The following is a 19,571-nucleotide window of genomic DNA, read 5'->3' as shown; positions in this document are numbered from 1 at the left end:
ATCGGATCAGGCTCAGACGGCAACCGTTTTTCCATAGTGACTCTGTACATAATTCAAGACGATGTCCTGGAATTCCTCGACGATGCGTTCGCCGCGCAGAGTGACGACTTTTTCGCCGTCGACGAACACGGGCGCGGCCGGAGATTCACCCGTGCCGGGCAGGCTGATGCCGATGTTCGCATGCTTCGATTCGCCCGGGCCGTTGACGATGCAGCCCATGACGGCCACATTCATCGCTTCCACGCCCGGATACGATTTTTTCCACTCCGGCATCTGCTCGCGCAGGTAGGTCTGGATGTTGTCGGCCAGCTCCTGGAAGGTGGTCGACGTCGTGCGCCCGCAGCCCGGGCAGGCGATGACCATGGGCGCGAACTTGCGCAAGCCCATGGTTTGCAGGATTTCCTGGCCGACGATGACTTCGCGCGTGCGGTCGCCGCCCGGTTCCGGGGTGAGCGAGATGCGGATGGTGTCGCCGATGCCTTCCTGCAGCAGCACGGCCAGGGCCGCCGTGGACGCCACGATGCCCTTGCTGCCCATGCCCGCTTCCGTCAGGCCCAGGTGCAGCGGATAGTCGCAGCGCTGCGCCAGTTCGCGGTACACGGCGATCAGGTCCTGCACGCCTGAGACCTTGCACGACAGGATGATCTTGTCGCGCGCCAGGCCCAGCTCCTCGGCGCGCACGGCGTTTTCAATCGCCGACGTCACCAGCGCCTCATACATGACGGCTTGCGCCGGCCACGGTTCGGCGCGGCCCGCGTTTTCATCCATGATGCGTGCCAGCAAGGCCTGGTCCAGGCTGCCCCAGTTCACGCCGATGCGCACCGGCTTGTCGTAGCGGCAAGCTGCTTCGATCATTTGCGCGAATTGCGTGTCGCGCTTGGCGCCCTTGCCCACGTTGCCCGGATTGATGCGGTACTTCGACAGCGCGCGCGCGCAATCGGGGTAATCGTTGAGCAGGGTATGGCCGTTGTAATGGAAATCGCCCACCAGCGGCACGTCGATGTCCATCTTGTCGAGCTGCTCGCGGATGTAGGGCACGGCCGCGGCCGCTTCCGGACGGTCTACCGTCAAGCGCACCAGTTCCGAACCGGCGCGCGCCAGTTCCTTGATCTGGATCGCCGTGCCGATGGCGTCGGCCGTATCCGTGTTCGTCATCGACTGCACCACCACGGGGGCGTCGCCGCCCACCCAGATCTGGCGCTGGCCGTGCGCGATCAGCACCTTGCGGCTGTCGCGCCGGCCGGAGGGACCGGAGCCGATCGCTGTTTTCGAGGTAGCCATAATATTTTCTTGTAAGTTTGCTTGAACTGGTTGCTTTACTTGATACTGACGCGCGAAATCGTGCCGCCCGGAACAGTCGGCAAGTCCAGCTTGGCGCCGCGCAAGGTTGCCTGCACAACACCGGGCTTGCCCACCACCAAGGTGGCCGGTCCCGTGATATCGAACGTTTCCGTGCTGCCCGCCTTGACCATGCGCGAGATCAGCGGCGAAGCGCCAGGACGGCGGATTTCCACCCAGGAATCCTGCTCCACCTTCAGCACCAGCGCATTCGCGCCCACGGCCGCGGCGGCCGGCGCGGCGGCGGTAGTGGCCGCCGGCGTTACCGCTGGCGTCGTTTCCGGCGCAGCGGCGGGCGGCACGGCGGCGGCCGGCGCCGATGCGGCGTTGGCCGCCGGTGCGCCCGTCTGCGTATCGTTGCCTGGCGGCGGCGGCACGGAAATCAGCGGCACGGACGGCGTCTGCACGGGCGTCAAGTCCTGGCCCGGCTTGATCAGGGTCGTTTCCACCGGGCCCACTTCCGCATGCACGGTTTCTTTCTCCGCGTGCGAGGACAGCAGGCTGGCCGGCACATAGCCCAGCTTGTACGCGCCAAAGGCGGCCGCCACGACGACGGCCACGGCGCCCGCGATCCAGAGGGGAGTCTGGTTCGACGAGCGCTGCGTCATCGACGGGAAGCGCGATTCCGAGAACGTGGCGGAAATCTCGCGCCGCACGGGCGCGGCCGGGTCTTGCGCCGGCGCCGGGTGGACTTCGATCATGGCCACCAGCGGCGCCGCGTCGAGACGCACCACCTTGGCGTAGGCGCGCACGAAACCGCGCACCACGGCCAGGTTCGGCAAGGCCGCCATGTCGCCCTCTTCCAGCGCGATCACCTGGCGTGGCGCCAGCTTGAGCTGGTCGGCCACCTGCTCCACCGGCCAGCCCAGCGCTTCGCGCTGCGCCTTCAACTGTGCGCCTGCCAACGCCAGATTGCCCTGGGGCTGCTGCTGAGGCGTTTCTGCCCACTCTGAATTCATTGGTATCCCTGTCTCACTCATCAAACGCCCCATTTTGATAAGCAGCATATTCGGGCGAGCCGGAATGGTGGTGGCGCAAAAGCGCCCCCAGGCCAGCTTCCGCACCCGCATCCCCGAGCTTATGCTGCACCTTGATCCCGAGCCACAGCACATCGGCCGTCTGGCTCTCCATTGTTGCCATCTTACCGAGCCGCAGCCAATATTCAGCCGCTTGCCGGTAGTCTTGCTGTTGGTAATACACGCGCGCCAGGCCGGCATAGGTGATTGCCGCGCCAGGTGCGATGCGCTCCGCCTTGAGCCAATAGCCGGCGGCGCGCGGGTAATCTTTCATGAGCAGGCTGCACGACGCCGCATTATGCAGCGCAAGTTCAGGCGTGCCATACGCGGCATCTTGCACTGCGGCATCAAAATATGCCAACGACTGCGCCTCGCGCCCGGTCTGGCACAGAAACAGGCCATAATTATTGCTCAACTCGGGATTGTGGGGCGCCAGGCGCAATGCGTAAAGAAAATCTTTTTCAGCAGCCACAGGTTGGCGCAGGGCAGCAAAAATCAGGGCGCGCATGCCGCGTACCTGGGCGTTGTCCGGCACCAGCTGCACCGCCTGCTCCGCTTCGGCCAAAGCCACCGCAAACTGGTCTTGCATATAATAGGCGCTGGCCAGCTGCAAGCGCAAGGCGGCGCGCTGCTCGACAGAGGCAGCATGCTCCTTGTCCGCGGTGGAAGCACAGCCGGCCAGCAGCACGCCCAGGCTAACAACCGCCACGGCAAGTGCGCCAGGATAAGCCATGCTTCCCCGCATCAGGAGCGGATCTCCACGATCTTGCCGAAATTGGCGCCAAATTTCTGTTGGTACTCGGTCATCTTTTCCATGCGTTCCTGCACCCGCGTGCGATCCTTGACTTCGCCGGCCAGCTGGCCGCAAGCCGCATCGATATCGTCGCCGCGCGTCTTGCGCACGGTGGTGATGATGCCGCCATCCATCAGCACCTGGGCGAACGCCTTGATGCGCGGGTTTTTCGAGCGGAACAGGCCCGACTCGGGGAAGGGGTTGAACGGGATCAGGTTGAACTTGCAGTTCACGCCGAACTCGCGGTCTTGCACCAGCGCCAGCAGTTCGCGCGCGTGCTCGTCGCTGTCGTTGACGCCGTCCAGCATGCAGTACTCGAAGGTGATGAAGTCGCGCGGGGCGAATTCCAGGTAGCGCTTGCAGGCCGCCATCAATTCCTTCAGCGGGTATTTCTTGTTCAGTGGAATCAAACCATCGCGCAAGACGTCGTTTGAGGCGTGCAGCGAGACGGCCAGGGCCACCGGCACTTCCTGCGACAGCTTGTCCATCATCGGCACCACGCCCGAGGTCGACAGGGTCACGCGGCGGCGCGACAGGCCGTAGGCGTTGTCGTCGAGCATCAATTTCAGGGCCGTGACGGTCGGCTCAAAGTTCAGCAGGGGCTCGCCCATGCCCATCATCACCACGTTGGTGATCTGGCGCTCGCCTTTCGGGCCCGGCTCGATGCCCTTGGTGCGGCGCAATTCGAATTCCGCCATCCACAGCTGGCCGATGATTTCGCCGACGCTGAGGTTGCGGTTGAAGCCTTGCTTGCCCGTCGAGCAGAAACGGCAGTTCACGGCGCAGCCGGCCTGGGTCGAGATGCACAGGGTGCCGCGGTTGTCTTCCGGAATGAACACGGTTTCCACGGCATTGCCATTGCCCACGTCGACCAGCCACTTGCGCGTGCCATCCGTAGACGTGTGGTCGCTGATGATGGCAGGGGCGCGCACTTCGGCGCGCGTGGCCAGCTTGTCGCGCAGCGACTTGGCCAGGTCCGTCATGGCGTCGAAATCGGAAGCGCCGAACTGGTGTATCCAACGTTGCAATTGTTTCGCACGAAACGGTTTCTCTCCCAACTCGGCGCAGTAGGCGATGAGTTGCGCGGGATCGAGGTCCAGCAAGTTGGTGAGGGTCGTCGTATTCATGATCATGTCTATTCTAAAAATCCGTCCCCGCGCGCATCCGGAGCGAAAACTCCACAGCGCAGCGGGAACAGGGGGTGATAAGTTATTTCACAGATAACGCCAGGAAATAACGTTATCTAAGGCAATTAAGCCTTCAGTTCTGGGAAGAAGTAAGCGATTTCCACTTTAGCGGCTTCGACAGCGTCGGAACCGTGTACGGCGTTGGCGTCGATCGAATCGGCGAAATCGGCGCGGATCGTGCCTTTTTCTGCTTTCTTCGGATCGGTCGCGCCCATCAGGTCACGGTGGGCCAGAACGGCGTTTTCGCCTTCCAGGGCTTGGATCATGACTGGACCGGAAACCATGAAGTCAACCAGATCCTTGAAGAAGCCGCGCTCTTTGTGCGCTGCGTAGAAGCCTTCGGCTTGTTCGCGGGTCAGTTGGGTCATGCGCGCAGCGATGATTTTCAAGCCAGCGTTTTCAAAACGGGTGTAGATTTGACCGATTACGTTTTTTGCAACTGCGTCTGGTTTGATGATCGACAGGGTGCGTTCGATTGCCATGTGTGAAAACTCCAATAAAAAGAAAGGTTTAAAACGGTAAATTGAGAACTCAATCAACCTTTGATTTTACCATACTCCACCCCATATCACCCAGACAGGCAGGGGGCATCCTTCCCCATGGGCTGCGTTTAATGAAATCTTAAGCTGCTTTTTTGGCAAATTCCGGCCCTCATGCTATCCTTGGGTAAAGCGGTAATTTGAATTGACAACACGGAGGCACTATGAATCAGAACATGCAACGCACCTTTGACCTGTCGGGGGGCATGCAGCAAGTCCGCCACCAGGTCTTGCGCAACACTTACTGGCTGCTGGCGCTGTCCATGATCCCGACCGTGCTGGGCGCCTTCATCGGCGTGCAAATGCATTTGCCGATGCTGACCGGCGGCATGGGTTTCATCATCTTCATGGCCGTCGCGTTCGGCTTCATGTACGCGATTGAAAAAACCAAGAACTCGGGCCTGGGCGTCGCCGTCCTGCTGGGCTTTACCTTCTTCATGGGCCTGATGCTCACGCCCATCCTGACGCGCACGCTCGGCTACTCGAACGGCGGCATGCTGATCATGACGGCGTTCGGCGGCACGGCCACCATCCTGGCCGTCATGGCGACGATCGCCACGGTGTCGAAGCGCGATTTCTCGGCGATGGGCAAATGGCTGTTCGCCGGCGTGATCGTGCTGATCCTGGCATCGGTGGCGAACATCTTCCTGGGCCTGTCGGCACTATCGATCGTGATCTCCATGGTCGCCATCGCCATCTTCTCGGCCTACATCCTGTATGACGTGCAGCAAATCATCAACGGCGGCGAGACCAACTACATCTCGGCCACCCTGCGCATCTACCTGGACGTGTACAACATCTTCACCAGCCTGTTGTCGCTCTTGGGCTTCGCCGGCGGCAGCCGCGACTAAGCACTGGCGCAAAAACGCCCAGGGCAGCGTTGCAGTGCCTCGCCGTACTAGTCGTACTGTCTTCGGCACCGCGCCTTGCCCTGAACGTTTTATGCACTGAGATGAAGAATAAAAAAGCCGACCTTCGGGTCGGCTTTTTTACGTCCGTCGCACCTATTTGCCCCGCTCCGCCACCTCGAGCAGGCAGGCGCGGGCGCGGTCCAGGCTCGGGTTGTCGCGCTGGGCCGCGTAGACGGCGTAGGCGGAATGCGAGAACTCGGGCGCGTCGCGCACGCGGAACAAGAGGCCCGCATCGAGGTAGGGTTGCGCGCTGCCGATGCGAAAATAACTGGCGCCGCCCACGTCCAGCAGGTAGACGAGGGCCAGCGGTCCCAGCGAGATCGACACGGGCGGGCTGCTCAGCTCCGGGTAGGCCGCCTGGTGGTTGGCCGCGAAGCTGGGCCCCCAGTCCACATACACATACGCATCGGCATGCATCTGCCCGTCGGCGCGCGTGGTCACCATCACGAGCTTTTCCTCGGCCAGCAATTCGCTGGCCAGGCCCGGGCGCTGCGGCGGGTTGTACAGCACGGCCAGGTCGAGCGAGCCGTCGTGCACGGCGTCGAGCAGGCGCGCGGGACTGTCGACCTCGGCCCGCAAGGCGATCTCGGGGCAGTCGCGGCTCATGCGTATCAGCCAGTCGCCCAGCAGCGGCTGCCACAAGCTCAGTTCGCAGCCGATGCTGACGGCGTCGTCGCGCCCCGGCGGCAAGGCCACCTGGTGGCGCGCCCGCTCCCACACCTGCACCATGGTGGCCGCATGGCGCATGAAGCGCTCGCCGGCCGGCGTCAGGCGCGCGCCCGCCTTGTTGCGCACGAACAATTGGCGCCCCAGCTGCTGCTCCAGGGTGCGGATGCGGGCACTGACGGCCGTCTGCGTCACGTGCATGCGTTCGGCGGCCATGATGAAGCTGCCGCAGGAAGCCACTTCCAAAAAGGTACGCGCTTGATTGATATCCATCAATCCATCATATCAGTTGCCGCGCGTCTCAACTGACACGCTCGTAGCCGCCCAACACGCCCTGCTTCGACAAGACCCATTGCCATAGCTGCAAATCGCGCGCGCGGAAGGCGCCCGCGCAGGACAGCAGGTAATACGACCACATGCGGTGGAAGCGCTCGCCCAGCTGGGCGGCAAAGCGCGGCCACGCCTGCTCGACATTCGCGTGCCAGGCCATCAGGGTCTTGTCGTAATCGGCGCCGAAGTTGTGCAAGTCTTCGGCCACGAACAGATCGTCCATGGCGTCGCCGATCTGGCCGATCGACGGCAAGTCGCCATTCGGAAAGATGTATTTGTCGATCCACGGGTCGCATGTGGAATGGCGCTTGTTTTTGCCGATCGTGTGCAGCAGGAACAGGCCGTCGTCTTCCAGGCAGCGGTGCGCCACTTCCATGAAGGTGCGGTGGTTTTTGTGGCCCACGTGTTCGAACATGCCGATGCTGACGATGCGGTCGAATTTTTCATCGGTGTCGCGGTAATCCTGCAGGCGGAAGTCCAGGTGCTTGCCACCCGGCATGGCGCGCGCATACGCGGCCTGCTCTTGCGAGATCGTCACTCCCACGCACTTGACCTGGTATTTTTCCGCCGCGTAGCGCATGAAACTACCCCAGCCGCAGCCGATGTCGAGCACGCGCATGCCCGGCTCCAGCCTGAGCTTGCGGCAGATCAGATCGAGCTTGGCTTCCTGCGCCTCGGCCAGGTTGGCCGCATCCTTCCAGTAGCCGCAGGTATAGGTCATGCGCGGATCGAGCATGGCCGCATAGAAGGCATTGCCCAGGTCGTAGTGCTCCTTGCCCACCATCCAGGCGCGGCGCTCCGTCTGCAGGTTGAACAGGCGCGCATACAATGTGTGGAAGGCCAGGCGCATGGGCCGCACATCGTCGGCCACCCTGGCGCGCAGCAGGTGGCAAAAGAACTCATCAAGCTGCTGCGCATCCCAGTCGCCATCCATGTACGCTTCGCCCAGGCCCAGGTTACCGCTGGCGAAAGCGCGTTCCGGCACGCCCGGTTTGCGCAGCTGCATGTCCCAGGCGGCGCGGCCATTCAAGTGAATGTCGGCCTTGGCCAGCAATGCGGCCGCTGCGCGGGTCAGCCGCGTGTCGAGCTTGAGTACTGGAGCTTGCTGTAATTGCGTTTGTGTCATTTGCTGCGTGTTCATGCCCTGCCGCCTCCAGATGGTTGTCGATGCTGGCGCGCGCCAGCAAGCCCCATCAGCGGCCCGGCGCCGCGCCAGCCATAAAATTATCCGCCCGCCATCGCCATCTGGATAATGAAACATCATGGTCATTCATATCAAAATAATTGCTGCAAAATGATTTAAATCAATTATTTTATGGAAATGTCGCTACGACGAAACGCGCCGTAACATGAAAAAGCCGCCTGTTCGGCGGCCATTCGCGGCAGGTTCGCGCCATGCGGCGTCACGCTCAAAAGTCGTGATTCGATGGATACTTGCTGTAGAAATCGTTATCCCATTTGAAATTGGTAAACGCCACCGTCATCGATATGTCGAGCGCTTCGACGAAATGCCAGCAGCCGACGGGCAGGAACAGGATCTCGCCCGGCGCCAGCACGCATTCGCGCACCTGCACGTCGGCCATCAGCGGATAGCGCTGCAGATCGATGGCGCGTCCGTCGACGGGCGTAAAACAGTGGCGCTGGTTGTACACGCGCGCCACCTCGCAGGCGGCCATGATGCGCAGCCGCTTGCGCCCCTGGACCTGCGCCATGAAGTTGTTCGTCAAGTCATGGTGGAAGGGCGTCACCGTGCCGGCCGGACCGAACCATAAAAAACCCGTCGGGCCGCCCTCCTGCTCCAGGTATTCGGGCAACTGGCCGATGTCGTCCCACAGCTCGCGCAAGGCTTGCCGGTTCTGCGAATTGTTGTTCGCCGTCATATAGAAATCGTTGGTCGCGCCGCTGCCCTCGACCAGGCTGGCGTACTCGCCAAAGGCCATCTTGCGCTTGTGCGCCACGCTGTTCATCTCGTACTGGGCGTCCGCTTCGCGGCCGAACTGCACTTCCACCTCGCGCTGCGCGAAATGCTCGCGGAAGTAGGCCGGACTCCATTTACTCACGGCGGGCCAGTCGTCCATCATGCCCGTGATGATGACGGGCTGGTTGGTGGAATAGTATTCGTCCAGGAACGCCTGCGCGGACAGCCGCTCGCGGCGGGGAATCTCGGGCGGGCGCAGCTGGTTCAGCTTGCGCTGGATATCGATCACCCAGTCGCGCTTGGCCAGGCGGTTCGACAGGCGCACGGCGCCGGCAAGATACGGGCTGTGCAGCGCCAGCTCGATTTCGCGGCGCGCCAAAGCCTCCGCGATGCCGGCCTGTTGCAGCACCGGCATCAGCGCCGACGGGTGGCTGCCCAGCATGAGGTTTTCCGCGATCCAGCCGCGCCACTCGCGGCTCAGTTCCTGTCCCGGCTGCTGCTTCTGCTTGACTCCGAATGTCGATACCGCCGCCATCGTCCGCCTCCCGTGTTTTTATATGAATAAACGGCCGGACAGCATGGCTATCCGGCCGCGTCTTACGTTACATCAACATTACCGCACCTTCCACACCTCGGTTGCCAGCACGCCATTCGCGTCGCCATCGAGTTCCCACGAGAACGCGCCGCGCAAGCCCTGGTCCTTGACGTACTTGACCTTGGTGCCGATGACGGTCGGGTCGTCATAGCTCCACCACTGGCCGCCCGCGCCCGTGTACAGGTACAGCTGCTTGGTCACGGGATGGTAGTAGCGCGTGCCGGCCTTGGCGACGAGGATTTTGTAATCCTCGATGCCCGACTCGTAGGTGCCCGGCGCCGTGCCCGTGGCCGCCTGGTACAGGCCATCGCCGTTCGGCCCCGGCGCCACGCCCGTCCAGCCGCGGCCATAGAACGGTATGCCCAGCAGCAGCTTGTCGCGCGGCACGCCGGCGGCAATCATGTACTGCACCGCCTTGTCGCCCACGTATTCGCGCGCCATGCCCGTCGACGGATCGGCAGGGTCGGCAAACAGCTGGGCGTTGAAGTTGGTGCTGTTTTCCCAGCCGCCGTGGAAGTCGTAGGTCATCAGGTTGATCCAGTCCATGTACTGCGAATACAGGGCCGGTTCCGTGTTGTCGATCTTGTCCTTGCCGGCGCCGACGGCGGCCGTCAGCAGGTAGCGCTTGCCATTGGCGGCGCCCAGCGCATCGAGCTGGCTGCGGAATTCCGCCATCAGCAAGGTGAAGTTGCGCTTGTCGTTCGGGCTGACCGTGTTGTACGGCTGGCCGCCGCCGACCGGGTATTCCCAGTCGATGTCGATGCCGTCAAAGATGTTGGCCGCCGCGCCCGCGCCGCCGCGACCGCCCTGCACCGGCAGGTTGCCCTTGATGTAGATATCGATGCACGAGCGCACCATCTGCTTGCGCAGCGCATCGGTGGCGGAACCAACGGAGAAGTTCTTCGACCAGCTCCAGCCGCCCAGCGAGATGAACAGTTTCAGGTTCGGATGCGCCGCCTTCAGTTTTTTCAGCTGCAGGAAGTTGCCCGACAAGGGAGCGTCCCACGGAATGGCCTGGCCATCGACGGTGCGCTTCGGCGTGCGGATGTAGTCGGCCTCGGCATCACCGCCCGTGCCTGCGTCCGGCGAATTCGGATTCGAGGCGCCCGGCTCCGTCTTGGTGATCATGCCGCATTCATAGCCGCCGTTTTTCGGATAGATGTTGCCGAAAGCGTAGTTGATGAAGGTCAGCTTGTCGGCCACGCCGCTGGTGTGCACGTTCGCCACTTCATAGTCGCGGCCATACACGCCCCATTGGGCGAAATAGGAACCGACTTCGCGGCCCGTCGGCGTTGGCGTTGGCGTTGGCGTCGGCGTTGGCGTCGGGGTCGGGGTCGGAGTAGGCGTTGGAGTCGGCGTTGGAGTCGGCGTCGGCGTCGGTGTCGGCGTCGGCGTGGTGCCGCAGATTTCCAGGCTGGTCCATGGCTTGCCCGTGCCGGCGGCGCCGCTGCTGGTCGACGGGTTGTCGCCCTGCGTCCAGTAATTGGCGCGGTAATTCGTGCCGCCGTAGCTGACGGTGGCGCCCGCGCTGTAAGCCGTGCCGGCCACCCATGCCAGCGCACAGGTGCCGCCGGTGGGCGTCGGTGTCGGGGTGGGCGTCGGGGTCGGGGTCGGCGTTGGCTCCGGCGTCGGGGTTGGGGTTGGGGTTGGGGTTGGCGTCGGAGTCGGCGTGGTGCCGCCGTCGCACGTGCCGCCGGCGCTCCACAGGCTCGGCGTGGAAACGGGATTCCAACCGGAGCCCACGTGATCGGTCTGCGTCACCAGCGCCGTGTAGTTGGCGCCCAGGTAAGTGACCACCGTGCCGGCGTTATACGTGCCGCCTTCCTGCCACGGCACGCAGGCGACCACCGTGCTGGCCGCCAGCAACTGCGCACCGGCCGGCGCGCCAGCGTCGCCGCCGCCACCGCAGGCCGCCAGCACGCCACCGCTGGCCAGGCATACCATCATGTTCCTGATCGTTTTTTTGAGTATTAAATTTTCCACGCTGTCTCCTGTTCAGGTTTGCGGAAATACCACTCTGCTTGAATAAAAAGCTACCCTGTGATCTTGTTTTTTGCAGCTGCAAGAACAGCATGCTGCTGAAAAAATAGGCGGTCAAGTGGTTTTAAAGTGGCATCAAAGTGGGCAATACCACTTTACGCAGAAAGCGCCGCGGCAGGTTCGGACGGCGCGTTGTCCTACTGGACAAGCAAAAAAACGGCAGAGTGAGGAGGAAAAAAGACGCTGGATCTGGAAAAGACAGACCAGTTTTATGACACGCTGTAAGTGGTATGGGGGCAGCGCAGAGAGAAAAGGTGAAATCCGTGCAAACGGCCTGAATAGCCTCGGCGCGCCTGAAAAACGTTCAGAGCAAGGCGCCTTGCCGAAGACAGTACGAATAGTACGGCTAGGCAAGGCAACGCAGCTATGGACGTTTTTCTACGTTCAGGGCAAGACGCCTTGCCAAAGACAGTACGCAAGTACGGCTAGGCAAGGCAACGCAGCTATGGACGTTTTATCAGGTGTGCCCTCAGATCAAATCAAACACCGCCATCGATTCGACGTGCGAAGTATGCGGGAACATGTTCACCACGCCCGCCTTGCTCAGCACGTAGCCGGCTTCCAGCGCCAGAATGCCGGCGTCGCGCGCCAGGGTCGACGGGCTGCACGACACATACACGATGCGTTTGGGCAGCAGGTCCGGACGCACTTGCGACAGGCCGACCAGCGCCTGGCACAGGGCCATGGCGCCATCGCGCGGCGGGTCGACGAGGATGCGGTCGAACTTGCCCAGCGCGATCAGGTCGTCCGTCGTCACTTCGAACAGGTTACGCGTCGAGAACGAGGTTTTTTCCGCCAGGCCATTGGCCAGCGCGTTTTCCAGCGCCCGCTCCGTCAGGGTGGTGCTGCCTTCGATGCCCACCACTTCGCTGCCTTGCGTGGCCAGCGGCAAGGTGAAATTGCCCAGGCCGCAGAACAGGTCGGCCACGCGGTCCGTCGGCTGCACTTCCAGCAGGCGCAGGGCTTTCGACACCAGCACGCGGTTGATGTGGTGATTCACCTGCGTGAAATCGACGGGCTTGAACGGCATCTTGACGCCGAATTCTGGCAGCAGGTAGTGCAATTGCTTGTCGAGCGGGTAGAACGGCACGGCCGTTTCCGGGCCCTTCACCTGCAGCCACCATTGCACGCCGTATTCGTCGGCAAAGGCCTTCAGTTTCGTTTCGTCATCGGCCGTCAACGGCGCCATGATGCGCAAGACCATGGCGGTGACGTCTTCGCCCACGGCCAGCTCGATCTGCGGCATCTGGTCGAAGATCGACAGCGAAGCGATCAGTCCGCGCAGCGGCAGCAGCATGGCGGAAATGTGCGGCGGCAGGATTTCGCAGCTGTCCATGTCGGCCACGAACGCGGATTTCTTTTCATGGAAACCCACCAGCACGGCGTCTTTCTTCTTGACGTGGCGCACCGACAGGCGCGCGCGGTAGCGGTAGCCCCAGGTCGGGCCATACATGGGGCGCATGATGCTTTGCGGACGCACCTTGCCGATATGCCACAGATTGTCTTCCAGCACGCGCTGCTTGATCGCCACCTGCGCCGATGGCTCCAGGTGCTGCATCGAGCAGCCGCCGCAGTTATCGAAATGCTTGCACTTGGGCGTCACGCGCATCGATGATTCGCGGTGCAGCGCCGTCATGCGGGCCATTTCCCAGTTCTTCTTTTTCTTGAACGTCACAAAGCTGACGCGCTCGCCCGGCAACGCGCCTTCGACAAATACGACCTTGCCCGGCGAGCCGTCTTCGTTCTCAATATGGCCAACGCCACGGGCGTCCATGTCGAGCGATTTGATTTCGATGATATTTTCTTGCATAGCGATCAATAGGTAAGAGTGGGCCAGGACGCAGGGCCGCGCTGGAACTTGAAACAATGGGGGAAAGGTCAGGCGCCGCGAGCGGGGCGTATGATAGCAGATGCCGACTAGCTTAAGTCCGCAGCGCACCTGCGCGTCTTTAGCGTGCCTGAGAAAACGTACAGGGCAAGGCGCATTGCCGAAGACAGTACGTCAGTACGGCGAGGCATTGCAACGCCGCCATGTGCGTTTTATCGGGCACGCTACAGCAGGGAGTCGCGTACGACGCCGCGTGCGGCCATAGCCCGTTTGAGCTTGATCAAGGCTTCCTGCTGGATCTGGCGCACGCGCTCGCGCGTCACGCCCATTTCCTCGGCCAGGGTTTCCAGGGTGGCCGGGTCGTCATTGTCGAGGCCGAAACGGCGCATGATCACCACGCGCTGCTTGTCGGGCAGCTTGGTCAGCCAGTCGCGCACCAGCACCGTCATTTCATGGTGTTCGGCGCGCGCGTCGGGGCTGTCTTCGCTGGCGCCGGGCAGCATGTCCATCAGCGACGACTGCGGGTCGTTGTCGAGCGGCGCGTCGAGCGAGGTGGCGTGCTCGGACAGGGCCAGGATATCCTGCACCTCTTCCACGGGACGGCCCACCAGGTGGGCGATGTCTTCCGCGGTGGCATCTTTGCCATCGTGGTGCTGGGCTTCCAGGTGGTATTTGCCGCGCAGGATCTGGTTCAGTTCGCGCACCATGTGCACGGGCAGGCGCACCGTGCGGGCCTGGTTCATGATGGCGCGCTCGATGCTCTGGCGTATCCACCAGGTGGCGTACGTGGAAAAGCGGAAACCGCGTTCGGGCTCGAATTTGTCGATGGCCCGCATCAGGCCGATGTTGCCTTCCTCGATCATGTCGAGCAAGACCACGCCCCGGTTGATGTAATGCTTGGCGATCGACACGACCAGGCGCAGGTTGTGCTCGATCATGGTTTGCCGGGCTTCGAAATTGCCCTGCTTGGCGAGGGTGGCGTAATGCACCTCTTGCGCCGCCGTCAGCAGGGGCCGCGTGCCGATCTGGTTCAGATAATGCTGCGTGGTATCGGTCGACAGCTCGGCCGCCAGGACCTTTTTCAATTCATCGACACTTTCGACCAGCACGCTGACGCTGGCCACCTCGCCGCCCTCGCCCGCGTCGACGGCGTCAATGCCGTCGAGTTCGCCGGCATCGTCCGTCACGACTTCGTCCACCCCGTCTTCCGGCAGTTCCGGCTCATCGTCCAGCTGATCGTGCGGCGCGTGTGTCATTGCTTTACCTAACGGTTAGGCAGGAATTTCGAAGGGTCGACAGGCTTGCCCTGCTGGCGGATTTCAAAGTGCAGCTTCACGCGGTCGGCATCGGAATCGCCCATTTCGGCGATGGCCTGGCCTTTGTTCACGTTCTGCCCTTCCTTCACCAGGATGCTGCGGTTATGCGCATACGCCGACAATAAACTATTACTGTGCTTCACGATGACAAGATTACCATAACCGCGGATTCCGCTCCCGGCATACATGACTTTTCCCGCGCCGGCGGCCACCACCTGCTGGCCCGCCTTGCCGGCGATATCGACGCCCTTGTTCTTGCCTTCGTCAAAAGTGCCGATGACCTTGCCTTCGGAGGGCCACATCCAGCTGATCTTCTCGTCGCCGGGCGCCGATGCCGCAGGCGCTGCCGCGGCGGCTGCCGGGGCGGCGGCGACGGCGGCTGCCGGCGCTGGCGCAGGCTTGGCATCGCCGGCGCCGCCATCGGCGCGCAGCTCGGCCAGGGTGGCGTCGGAATACGCGCGCTTCTCGCCGCGCGGGCCCGTTTTCTTCGGCACGACGGGCGCGGCCGGCTTGATTTCCGTCGCCGGCGGCATGACGATGGCCGACGTCTGCGCGCCGCCCGTGTCGCCATTCGGCGGCAACACGCGCAGCACCTGGTCGACCTTGATGTCGTTCGGGTTGCTCAAGTCGTTCCAGGCCACCAGGTCGCGGTAATTCTGGCCGTGCTCGAGGGCGATGCGCAACAGCGTGTCGCCGCGCTTGACCGTGTAATAGGCTGGGTCGCGGTCGCGCGGATCGCTGGCGGCGGCGCTGCTGCTCGATGGGTGGCGCTCGACGACGGGCGCCTGGACGCCCGTGGTGCCGCAACCGCTCAACAGCGCGGCCAAGGTGATGCTACATAAAAGTATGTTACTTTTCTTAATCATTCGCATGTAATTGTATGTCCTGCTTGCTAGCTGATCCGGGGATCATATGGTGCCCGGGCGCAAAGGTACGAAATGGCAATCTTCCAGGGTCTGGCTAGTCCATTCCATTTTCCCCACCCGGGTAATGAGTTGTAAGTGTTGCAATTTGCCCCCCACTGGCGCAACCAGACGCCCGCCGGGCGCCAGCTGTTCCAGCAGGGCTTGCGGGACTTCCAGGCCGGCTGCGGCAAGGATGATCCCATCGAAGGGCGCCGCCTGCGGCAGGCCAAGCATACCATCTCCGTACTGCAAGCGCAGATTTGACACGCGCAGCGGGCGCAGATTGGCCTTCGCCAGCTCGTGCAGGGGCCGGATGCGCTCGATCGAATACACCTCTTTCGCCACCCGCGACAGCACCGCCGCCTGGTAGCCGCAGCCCGTGCCGATTTCCAGCACGCGCTGCAGGCTGGCGCCCTGGCGCATCACTTCGATCATGCGCGCCACGATGTACGGCTGCGAAATGGTCTGGTGGTGGCCGATGGGCAGCGACGCGTCGATATATGCCTGCGACGCCAGCGCCTCGTCCATGAACATGTGGCGCGGCACGGCTTGCATGGCGTCGAGCACCACCGGGTCCTTGACGCCCTGTTTCGCCACGCGCGCCACCATGGCCCGGCGCACGGCTTCCGAGACGAGCGGATTTTGCCGTGGCGGCGACGGCGCCGGCGGCTGCGCCCGCTCATTGGCGATGGCCTGCGCGCGCGACGGCGCGATGGCCGCGTGCGCGCCATACGGCTGCGCAATGCCGCGCGCCGCGTTTTGCGCCGCATTCTGCGTGGCCGTCTGCGGCGTGGCGATGCGCGACTGGGCCAGCGACTGCCCCCCGCCCTGCCTGGCGGGCTTGCCGGCCAGCGAATCGAGGGTAAGGGGGAAGGTACGCGGCTTGTCAGTCATAGTGAGCGCTCATGCCAGGCCTTTTGCCAGTGCATCGAGTTGGGTGGTATGGGTCAGGTCGATCTGCAGCGGCGTGATCGATACTTGTCCATGTTCAACGGCATGGAAGTCCGTGCCCGGACCGCCTTCCTTGGCGGCGCCGGCCGGGCCGATCCAGAAGATTTCACGGCCACGGGGGTCGAGGGCGCGGATCACGGGCTCGGCCGAATGGCGCTTGCCCAGGCGCGTGGCCACCACGCCTTGCAATTGCTCGTAAGGAATGGCGGGGATGTTCACATTCAGCAGATAGGGTTTCTGCAGCGCATCAAACTGGCGCTCGACGATGTCCCTCGCCACGCGGGCGGCCGCATCCAGGTTGGCCCAGCCGAACTGCGACTGGGAAAAGGCGATGGCGGGAATGCCGAACAGATAGCCTTCCGTGGCGGCCGCCACAGTGCCCGAGTACAGGGTGTCGTCGCCCATGTTGGGGCCGTTGTTGATGCCGGACACCACCAGGTCGGGGCGCTCGATCAGCATGCCCGTCAGCGCCACGTGCACGCAGTCGGTTGGCGTGCCGTTGACAAAATAAAAGCCGTTGGCAGCCTTGTGCACGGACAAGGGCCGGTCCAGGGACAGCGAATTGGAGGCACCCGAACGGTTGCTGTCGGGCGCCACCACGACGATCTCGGCAATGGGTGCGAGCGCGTCGGCCAGGGCCGCCAGGCCTGGCGCCAGGTAGCCGTCGTCGTTACTGATAAGAATTCTCATAACGAGATTTTACCCGAAGCAATGCCAACACTGCGCGTAGCGCACGCCGATAGTCAGCATTATTTGTGCCGCCGCACGGGCATGGCGCGCGGCGTCAGCGCTGCTCGATGCGCGCCTCCGACAGCGCTCCCTCCAGCGCCTGCACCTCATCCTCTTGCAAGGCCAGCAAGGCGTTCAAGTCGCCTTGCAATTTGTACATTCTTTTCAGCTGCGCCATGCCGCGCCGGCGCAGCTTGCCCGGCACGCCCGGGCGCAGCAGGCAGGACTTCAAATGGTCGGCCAGTTCGCCCGCCTGCGGATACTGTTCGCGCTCTATCATGCCTTGCAACATCGAGATCATGCTGGCCAGGGTGTCCGGCTCGGTCACGTCCTGCCCGCTCGCGCGGCCGGCCAGGATGGTTTCCTGCAAATGCCGCGCGCCGTCCAGCACGCTGTCCGCATGCCCCGTGACGGGCGCGTTCAAGAGCCTGTCGCTGCCGCTGAGGACGGCGTCTTCCAGCCGGCGCGCCGCCTCGCTGTCGCCCTGCTGCTGCAAGGTGCCGGCCAATTGCGTCTTGCTGTACAAGGTATCGAGGTGGTCTTCGCCCAGCAGGCGCGCATGCACTTCCAGCACCTGCTCCTGCACGCTGCGCGCCGCATCGAGTTCGCCGCGCCGCAGCAGCGCCTCGGCCAGCTTGCGCTGGCTCATCAAGGTCTCCGGATGGTCGAGGCCGTGCGTGCGCTCGCGCGCCGCCACCTGGTCTTCATGCAACTGGCGCGCGCCGGCCCAGTCGCCCTGCCCGGCCACGATGTCGGCCAGCAAGTCGCGCGTGGCCAGGGTCGCCGCATGGTCGCTGCCCAGGCGCCGCTCCTGCGCCTGCAGCACGGCGACGAGCAGGCGCCGCGCCCCCTCCAGGTCGCCTTTGCGCCCCAGCGCCTGCGCCAGGGCCAGCTTGCTGCGCAAGGTGTCGCCATGCTCGGCGCCAAACAGGCGCTCGCGCGCCGCCACCACCGTGGCCAGCACTTGCTGCGCCTGCGCCAGCCGGCCCATGCGCAACAAGGTGGCGGCGCGGCCATCCATCGCTTCCAGGGTCAGCGGATGCTCGCCGCCTAGCTGGCGCGTGTAGATTGCCAGCACCGCATCCTGCAACAGCAGCGCCGCCGCCAGTTCGCCTTGCAGCAACAGGGTTTTCGCCAGGCAGGCCCGGGCCGCCAGGGTGTCGGGATGTTCGCTGCCCAGCACGCGCTCGCGCACGTCGAGCACGTCTTCTTCCAGAAAGCGGGCTTCATCGAGCTGGCCCAGCTGGCGCAACAGGCGCGCCATGCTGCTCTTGCACGCCAGGCTGTCGGGATGCTCCTCGCCCAGCAGGCGCACGCGGATCTCGACGCTCTGGCGGAAGGCTTCGAGCGCCTGCGCGCTGCGCCCATCCTTGCGGTACAGCTCGCCCAGGCGGGCCAGGTCGCGCGCCAGCGGCAGGGCCACGGCGCGGCCGGGTTCGGCCAGCAAGGCCTGGCGCGCCTCGCCGATAGCGCCCAGCAAGGCGATTTCACGGCTCGATTGCCATGGAAAGTAGCCGCCCGTCAGCCAGTGCAGGAAGGCTTCGAAGGTGCGCGTGAGGGAAAAGCGGTCGCCGCCCTGGTCTATGCGCACGGCCAATTGTTCGCCATAGGCAAAGGTTTTCGTCTGCTGCAGCTGGACTTCGTCGAAATAGCTGTCGAGGGCGATCTGCTGCAAGCCGTAGGAAGTGCGCAGCAGGCGCTCGAACATGGGCTGGAAGCCGGCGATGCCCTTGTGCGCATCGCCGCGGCGCCACTCGGCACGCTGCGCGCCATCGCCCATTTCTATGCGCGAAGGCAAGGGGTACACGAGCAGCGGACGCTGTTCGTCTTCATGGCTGCGACGGTACTCGATGGCCCGCGTGACGAGCGCATCGACGCCTTCCAGGCTTTGCCGGTTCGGCGTGAAGACCACCACCAGCTTTTTCGGCAGCAAGGTGGTGCAGATGCCGGCGCTGTCCGTGCGGCCCGTGCGCGAATCGACCAGCACATAGCGGAAATGCTGGGCCAGGGTATCGGCGAAGCAACGGAACAGGGCCGGGCAAGTGTCGAACAGCTGATCCCAGCGCATCTGCGCCAGGCGCTCGCTGTAGCTGGCGTCGAAGCGCCCCGCGCGCATCAGATACAGCGGACTGCCCTGATCGACGCGCACCACGTACTGCTGCCAATCGATGGCGTCGAGCACGCGCCGCGCCAGCGCCGCATCGTCGCGGCTTGCGCCCTGCCCGCCCGCCTCTTCCAGGCTGAAGCGTTCAAGCTGCTGGCGGCACGCCTCGAAGAACTCGAGCACGCCCGGTCGCTCCTCGTGCTGCTCGAAATAATGGTGCAGGCCCGGCGCTTCCATGTCCCAGTCCAGCATCAGCACGGGCACGCTGGCGTTTTCGCGGCGCGCCAGCAGCACGGCGATGTTCGACAGGGCCATGGTACGGCCGGTACCGCCCTTGTAGGAATAGAAGGTGACGACTTCGCCAGGGGCGCTCAAAGGCGGCAGGGAGAGGCGTTGGCATTCCAT

16 protein-coding genes are annotated in these 19,571 nt (G+C 63.5%); 1 reads left to right on the top strand and 15 read right to left on the bottom strand.

Going from position 1 to position 19,571, the window contains the following annotated elements; translation table 11 throughout:
* Positions 1-12: 12 nt before the first annotated feature.
* The 5 genes from ispG to ndk form a co-directional block, all read right to left on the bottom strand.
* Entirely contained in the window at positions 13-1,281 is a 1,269-nt protein-coding gene (gene ispG / locus J0O65_RS18410) for a flavodoxin-dependent (E)-4-hydroxy-3-methylbut-2-enyl-diphosphate synthase (RefSeq protein WP_215408721.1), read from the bottom strand.
* Between the two features lie 35 nt (positions 1,282-1,316).
* Positions 1,317-2,297: a helix-turn-helix domain-containing protein gene (locus tag J0O65_RS18405; RefSeq protein WP_215408720.1), complete on the bottom strand. Its 981-nt coding sequence runs from the start codon at positions 2,295-2,297 to the stop codon at positions 1,317-1,319.
* A gap of 13 nt (positions 2,298-2,310) precedes the next feature.
* Positions 2,311-3,087, bottom strand: a complete 777-nt coding sequence (pilW, locus tag J0O65_RS18400) for a type IV pilus biogenesis/stability protein PilW (RefSeq protein ID WP_251373833.1) — start codon at positions 3,085-3,087, stop codon at positions 2,311-2,313.
* Between the two features lie 11 nt (positions 3,088-3,098).
* A complete protein-coding gene (gene rlmN, locus J0O65_RS18395) occupies positions 3,099-4,274 on the bottom strand; it encodes a dual-specificity RNA methyltransferase RlmN (RefSeq protein ID WP_215408718.1) in 1,176 nt (391 codons plus the stop codon).
* Positions 4,275-4,399: 125 nt separating this feature from the next.
* Positions 4,400-4,816, bottom strand: a complete 417-nt coding sequence (gene ndk, locus J0O65_RS18390) for a nucleoside-diphosphate kinase (protein WP_092795197.1) — start codon at positions 4,814-4,816, stop codon at positions 4,400-4,402.
* Positions 4,817-5,037: 221 nt separating this feature from the next.
* Here ndk and J0O65_RS18385 point away from each other — a divergent pair, with 221 nt between their 5' ends.
* Positions 5,038-5,724 (top strand): Bax inhibitor-1/YccA family protein, encoded by a 687-nt coding sequence (locus J0O65_RS18385; RefSeq protein WP_034752039.1) that lies wholly within the window; start codon positions 5,038-5,040, stop codon positions 5,722-5,724.
* 153 nt (positions 5,725-5,877) lie between these two features.
* Here the strand turns inward: J0O65_RS18385 and J0O65_RS18380 are convergent, their stop codons facing one another.
* The 10 genes from J0O65_RS18380 to J0O65_RS18335 all read right to left on the bottom strand — a co-directional run bounded on the left by J0O65_RS18380 (position 5,878) and on the right by J0O65_RS18335 (position 19,571).
* Entirely contained in the window at positions 5,878-6,723 is an 846-nt protein-coding gene (locus tag J0O65_RS18380) for a LysR family transcriptional regulator (protein ID WP_215408717.1), read from the bottom strand.
* Positions 6,724-6,751: 28 nt separating this feature from the next.
* The gene (gene cfa / locus J0O65_RS18375; RefSeq protein WP_251373832.1) at positions 6,752-7,921 is read right to left on the bottom strand and encodes a cyclopropane fatty acyl phospholipid synthase; all 1,170 of its coding nucleotides are present in this window, start codon (positions 7,919-7,921) and stop codon (positions 6,752-6,754) included.
* 268 nt (positions 7,922-8,189) lie between these two features.
* Positions 8,190-9,233: a cupin-like domain-containing protein gene (locus tag J0O65_RS18370; protein WP_215408716.1), complete on the bottom strand. Its 1,044-nt coding sequence runs from the start codon at positions 9,231-9,233 to the stop codon at positions 8,190-8,192.
* Positions 9,234-9,311: 78 nt separating this feature from the next.
* Entirely contained in the window at positions 9,312-11,240 is a 1,929-nt protein-coding gene (locus J0O65_RS18365) for a glycosyl hydrolase family 18 protein (RefSeq protein WP_285896806.1), read from the bottom strand.
* Between the two features lie 562 nt (positions 11,241-11,802).
* Entirely contained in the window at positions 11,803-13,143 is a 1,341-nt protein-coding gene (gene rlmD / locus J0O65_RS18360; RefSeq protein ID WP_099667081.1) for a 23S rRNA (uracil(1939)-C(5))-methyltransferase RlmD, read from the bottom strand.
* A gap of 242 nt (positions 13,144-13,385) precedes the next feature.
* Positions 13,386-14,417 (bottom strand): RNA polymerase sigma factor RpoS, encoded by a 1,032-nt coding sequence (gene rpoS / locus J0O65_RS18355; protein ID WP_215408715.1) that lies wholly within the window; start codon positions 14,415-14,417, stop codon positions 13,386-13,388.
* Positions 14,418-14,425: 8 nt separating this feature from the next.
* The gene (locus J0O65_RS18350) at positions 14,426-15,343 is read right to left on the bottom strand and encodes a peptidoglycan DD-metalloendopeptidase family protein (RefSeq protein ID WP_215408953.1); all 918 of its coding nucleotides are present in this window, start codon (positions 15,341-15,343) and stop codon (positions 14,426-14,428) included.
* A 42-nt stretch (positions 15,344-15,385) separates the two neighbouring features.
* Positions 15,386-16,276 (bottom strand): protein-L-isoaspartate(D-aspartate) O-methyltransferase, encoded by an 891-nt coding sequence (locus tag J0O65_RS18345; RefSeq protein WP_215408714.1) that lies wholly within the window; start codon positions 16,274-16,276, stop codon positions 15,386-15,388.
* Positions 16,277-16,285: 9 nt separating this feature from the next.
* A complete protein-coding gene (surE, locus tag J0O65_RS18340; RefSeq protein ID WP_215408713.1) occupies positions 16,286-17,023 on the bottom strand; it encodes a 5'/3'-nucleotidase SurE in 738 nt (245 codons plus the stop codon).
* A gap of 94 nt (positions 17,024-17,117) precedes the next feature.
* Positions 17,118-19,571 (bottom strand): tetratricopeptide repeat protein, encoded by a 2,454-nt coding sequence (locus tag J0O65_RS18335; RefSeq protein ID WP_215408712.1) that lies wholly within the window; start codon positions 19,569-19,571, stop codon positions 17,118-17,120.

Source organism: Janthinobacterium sp. JC611, from assembly GCF_018682595.1.
Taxonomy (GTDB): Bacteria; Pseudomonadota; Gammaproteobacteria; order Burkholderiales; family Burkholderiaceae_D; genus Janthinobacterium.
The sequence above is the reverse complement of the archived record's forward strand: the minus strand, read 5'-3'. Positions and strand labels throughout refer to the sequence as shown.

What these genes read in the sequence shown, in the direction of transcription:
- ispG (WP_215408721.1), bottom strand. Translation starts at nt 1,281, where the DNA reads ATGGCTACCTCGAAAACAGCGATCGGCTCCGGTCCCTCCGGCCGGCGC.
- J0O65_RS18405 (WP_215408720.1), bottom strand. Translation starts at nt 2,297, where the DNA reads ATGAATTCAGAGTGGGCAGAAACGCCTCAGCAGCAGCCCCAGGGCAAT.
- pilW (WP_251373833.1), bottom strand. Translation starts at nt 3,087, where the DNA reads ATGGCTTATCCTGGCGCACTTGCCGTGGCGGTTGTTAGCCTGGGCGTG.
- rlmN (WP_215408718.1), bottom strand. Translation starts at nt 4,274, where the DNA reads ATGAATACGACGACCCTCACCAACTTGCTGGACCTCGATCCCGCGCAA.
- ndk (WP_092795197.1), bottom strand. Translation starts at nt 4,816, where the DNA reads ATGGCAATCGAACGCACCCTGTCGATCATCAAACCAGACGCAGTTGCA.
- J0O65_RS18385 (WP_034752039.1), top strand. Translation starts at nt 5,038, where the DNA reads ATGAATCAGAACATGCAACGCACCTTTGACCTGTCGGGGGGCATGCAG.
- J0O65_RS18380 (WP_215408717.1), bottom strand. Translation starts at nt 6,723, where the DNA reads ATGGATATCAATCAAGCGCGTACCTTTTTGGAAGTGGCTTCCTGCGGC.
- cfa (WP_251373832.1), bottom strand. Translation starts at nt 7,921, where the DNA reads ATGAACACGCAGCAAATGACACAAACGCAATTACAGCAAGCTCCAGTA.
- J0O65_RS18370 (WP_215408716.1), bottom strand. Translation starts at nt 9,233, where the DNA reads ATGGCGGCGGTATCGACATTCGGAGTCAAGCAGAAGCAGCAGCCGGGA.
- J0O65_RS18365 (WP_285896806.1), bottom strand. Translation starts at nt 11,240, where the DNA reads ATGATGGTATGCCTGGCCAGCGGTGGCGTGCTGGCGGCCTGCGGTGGC.
- rlmD (WP_099667081.1), bottom strand. Translation starts at nt 13,143, where the DNA reads ATGCAAGAAAATATCATCGAAATCAAATCGCTCGACATGGACGCCCGT.
- rpoS (WP_215408715.1), bottom strand. Translation starts at nt 14,417, where the DNA reads ATGACACACGCGCCGCACGATCAGCTGGACGATGAGCCGGAACTGCCG.
- J0O65_RS18350 (WP_215408953.1), bottom strand. Translation starts at nt 15,343, where the DNA reads ATGATTAAGAAAAGTAACATACTTTTATGTAGCATCACCTTGGCCGCG.
- J0O65_RS18345 (WP_215408714.1), bottom strand. Translation starts at nt 16,276, where the DNA reads ATGACTGACAAGCCGCGTACCTTCCCCCTTACCCTCGATTCGCTGGCC.
- surE (WP_215408713.1), bottom strand. Translation starts at nt 17,023, where the DNA reads ATGAGAATTCTTATCAGTAACGACGACGGCTACCTGGCGCCAGGCCTG.
- J0O65_RS18335 (WP_215408712.1), bottom strand. Translation starts at nt 19,571, where the DNA reads ATGGAATGCCAACGCCTCTCCCTGCCGCCTTTGAGCGCCCCTGGCGAA.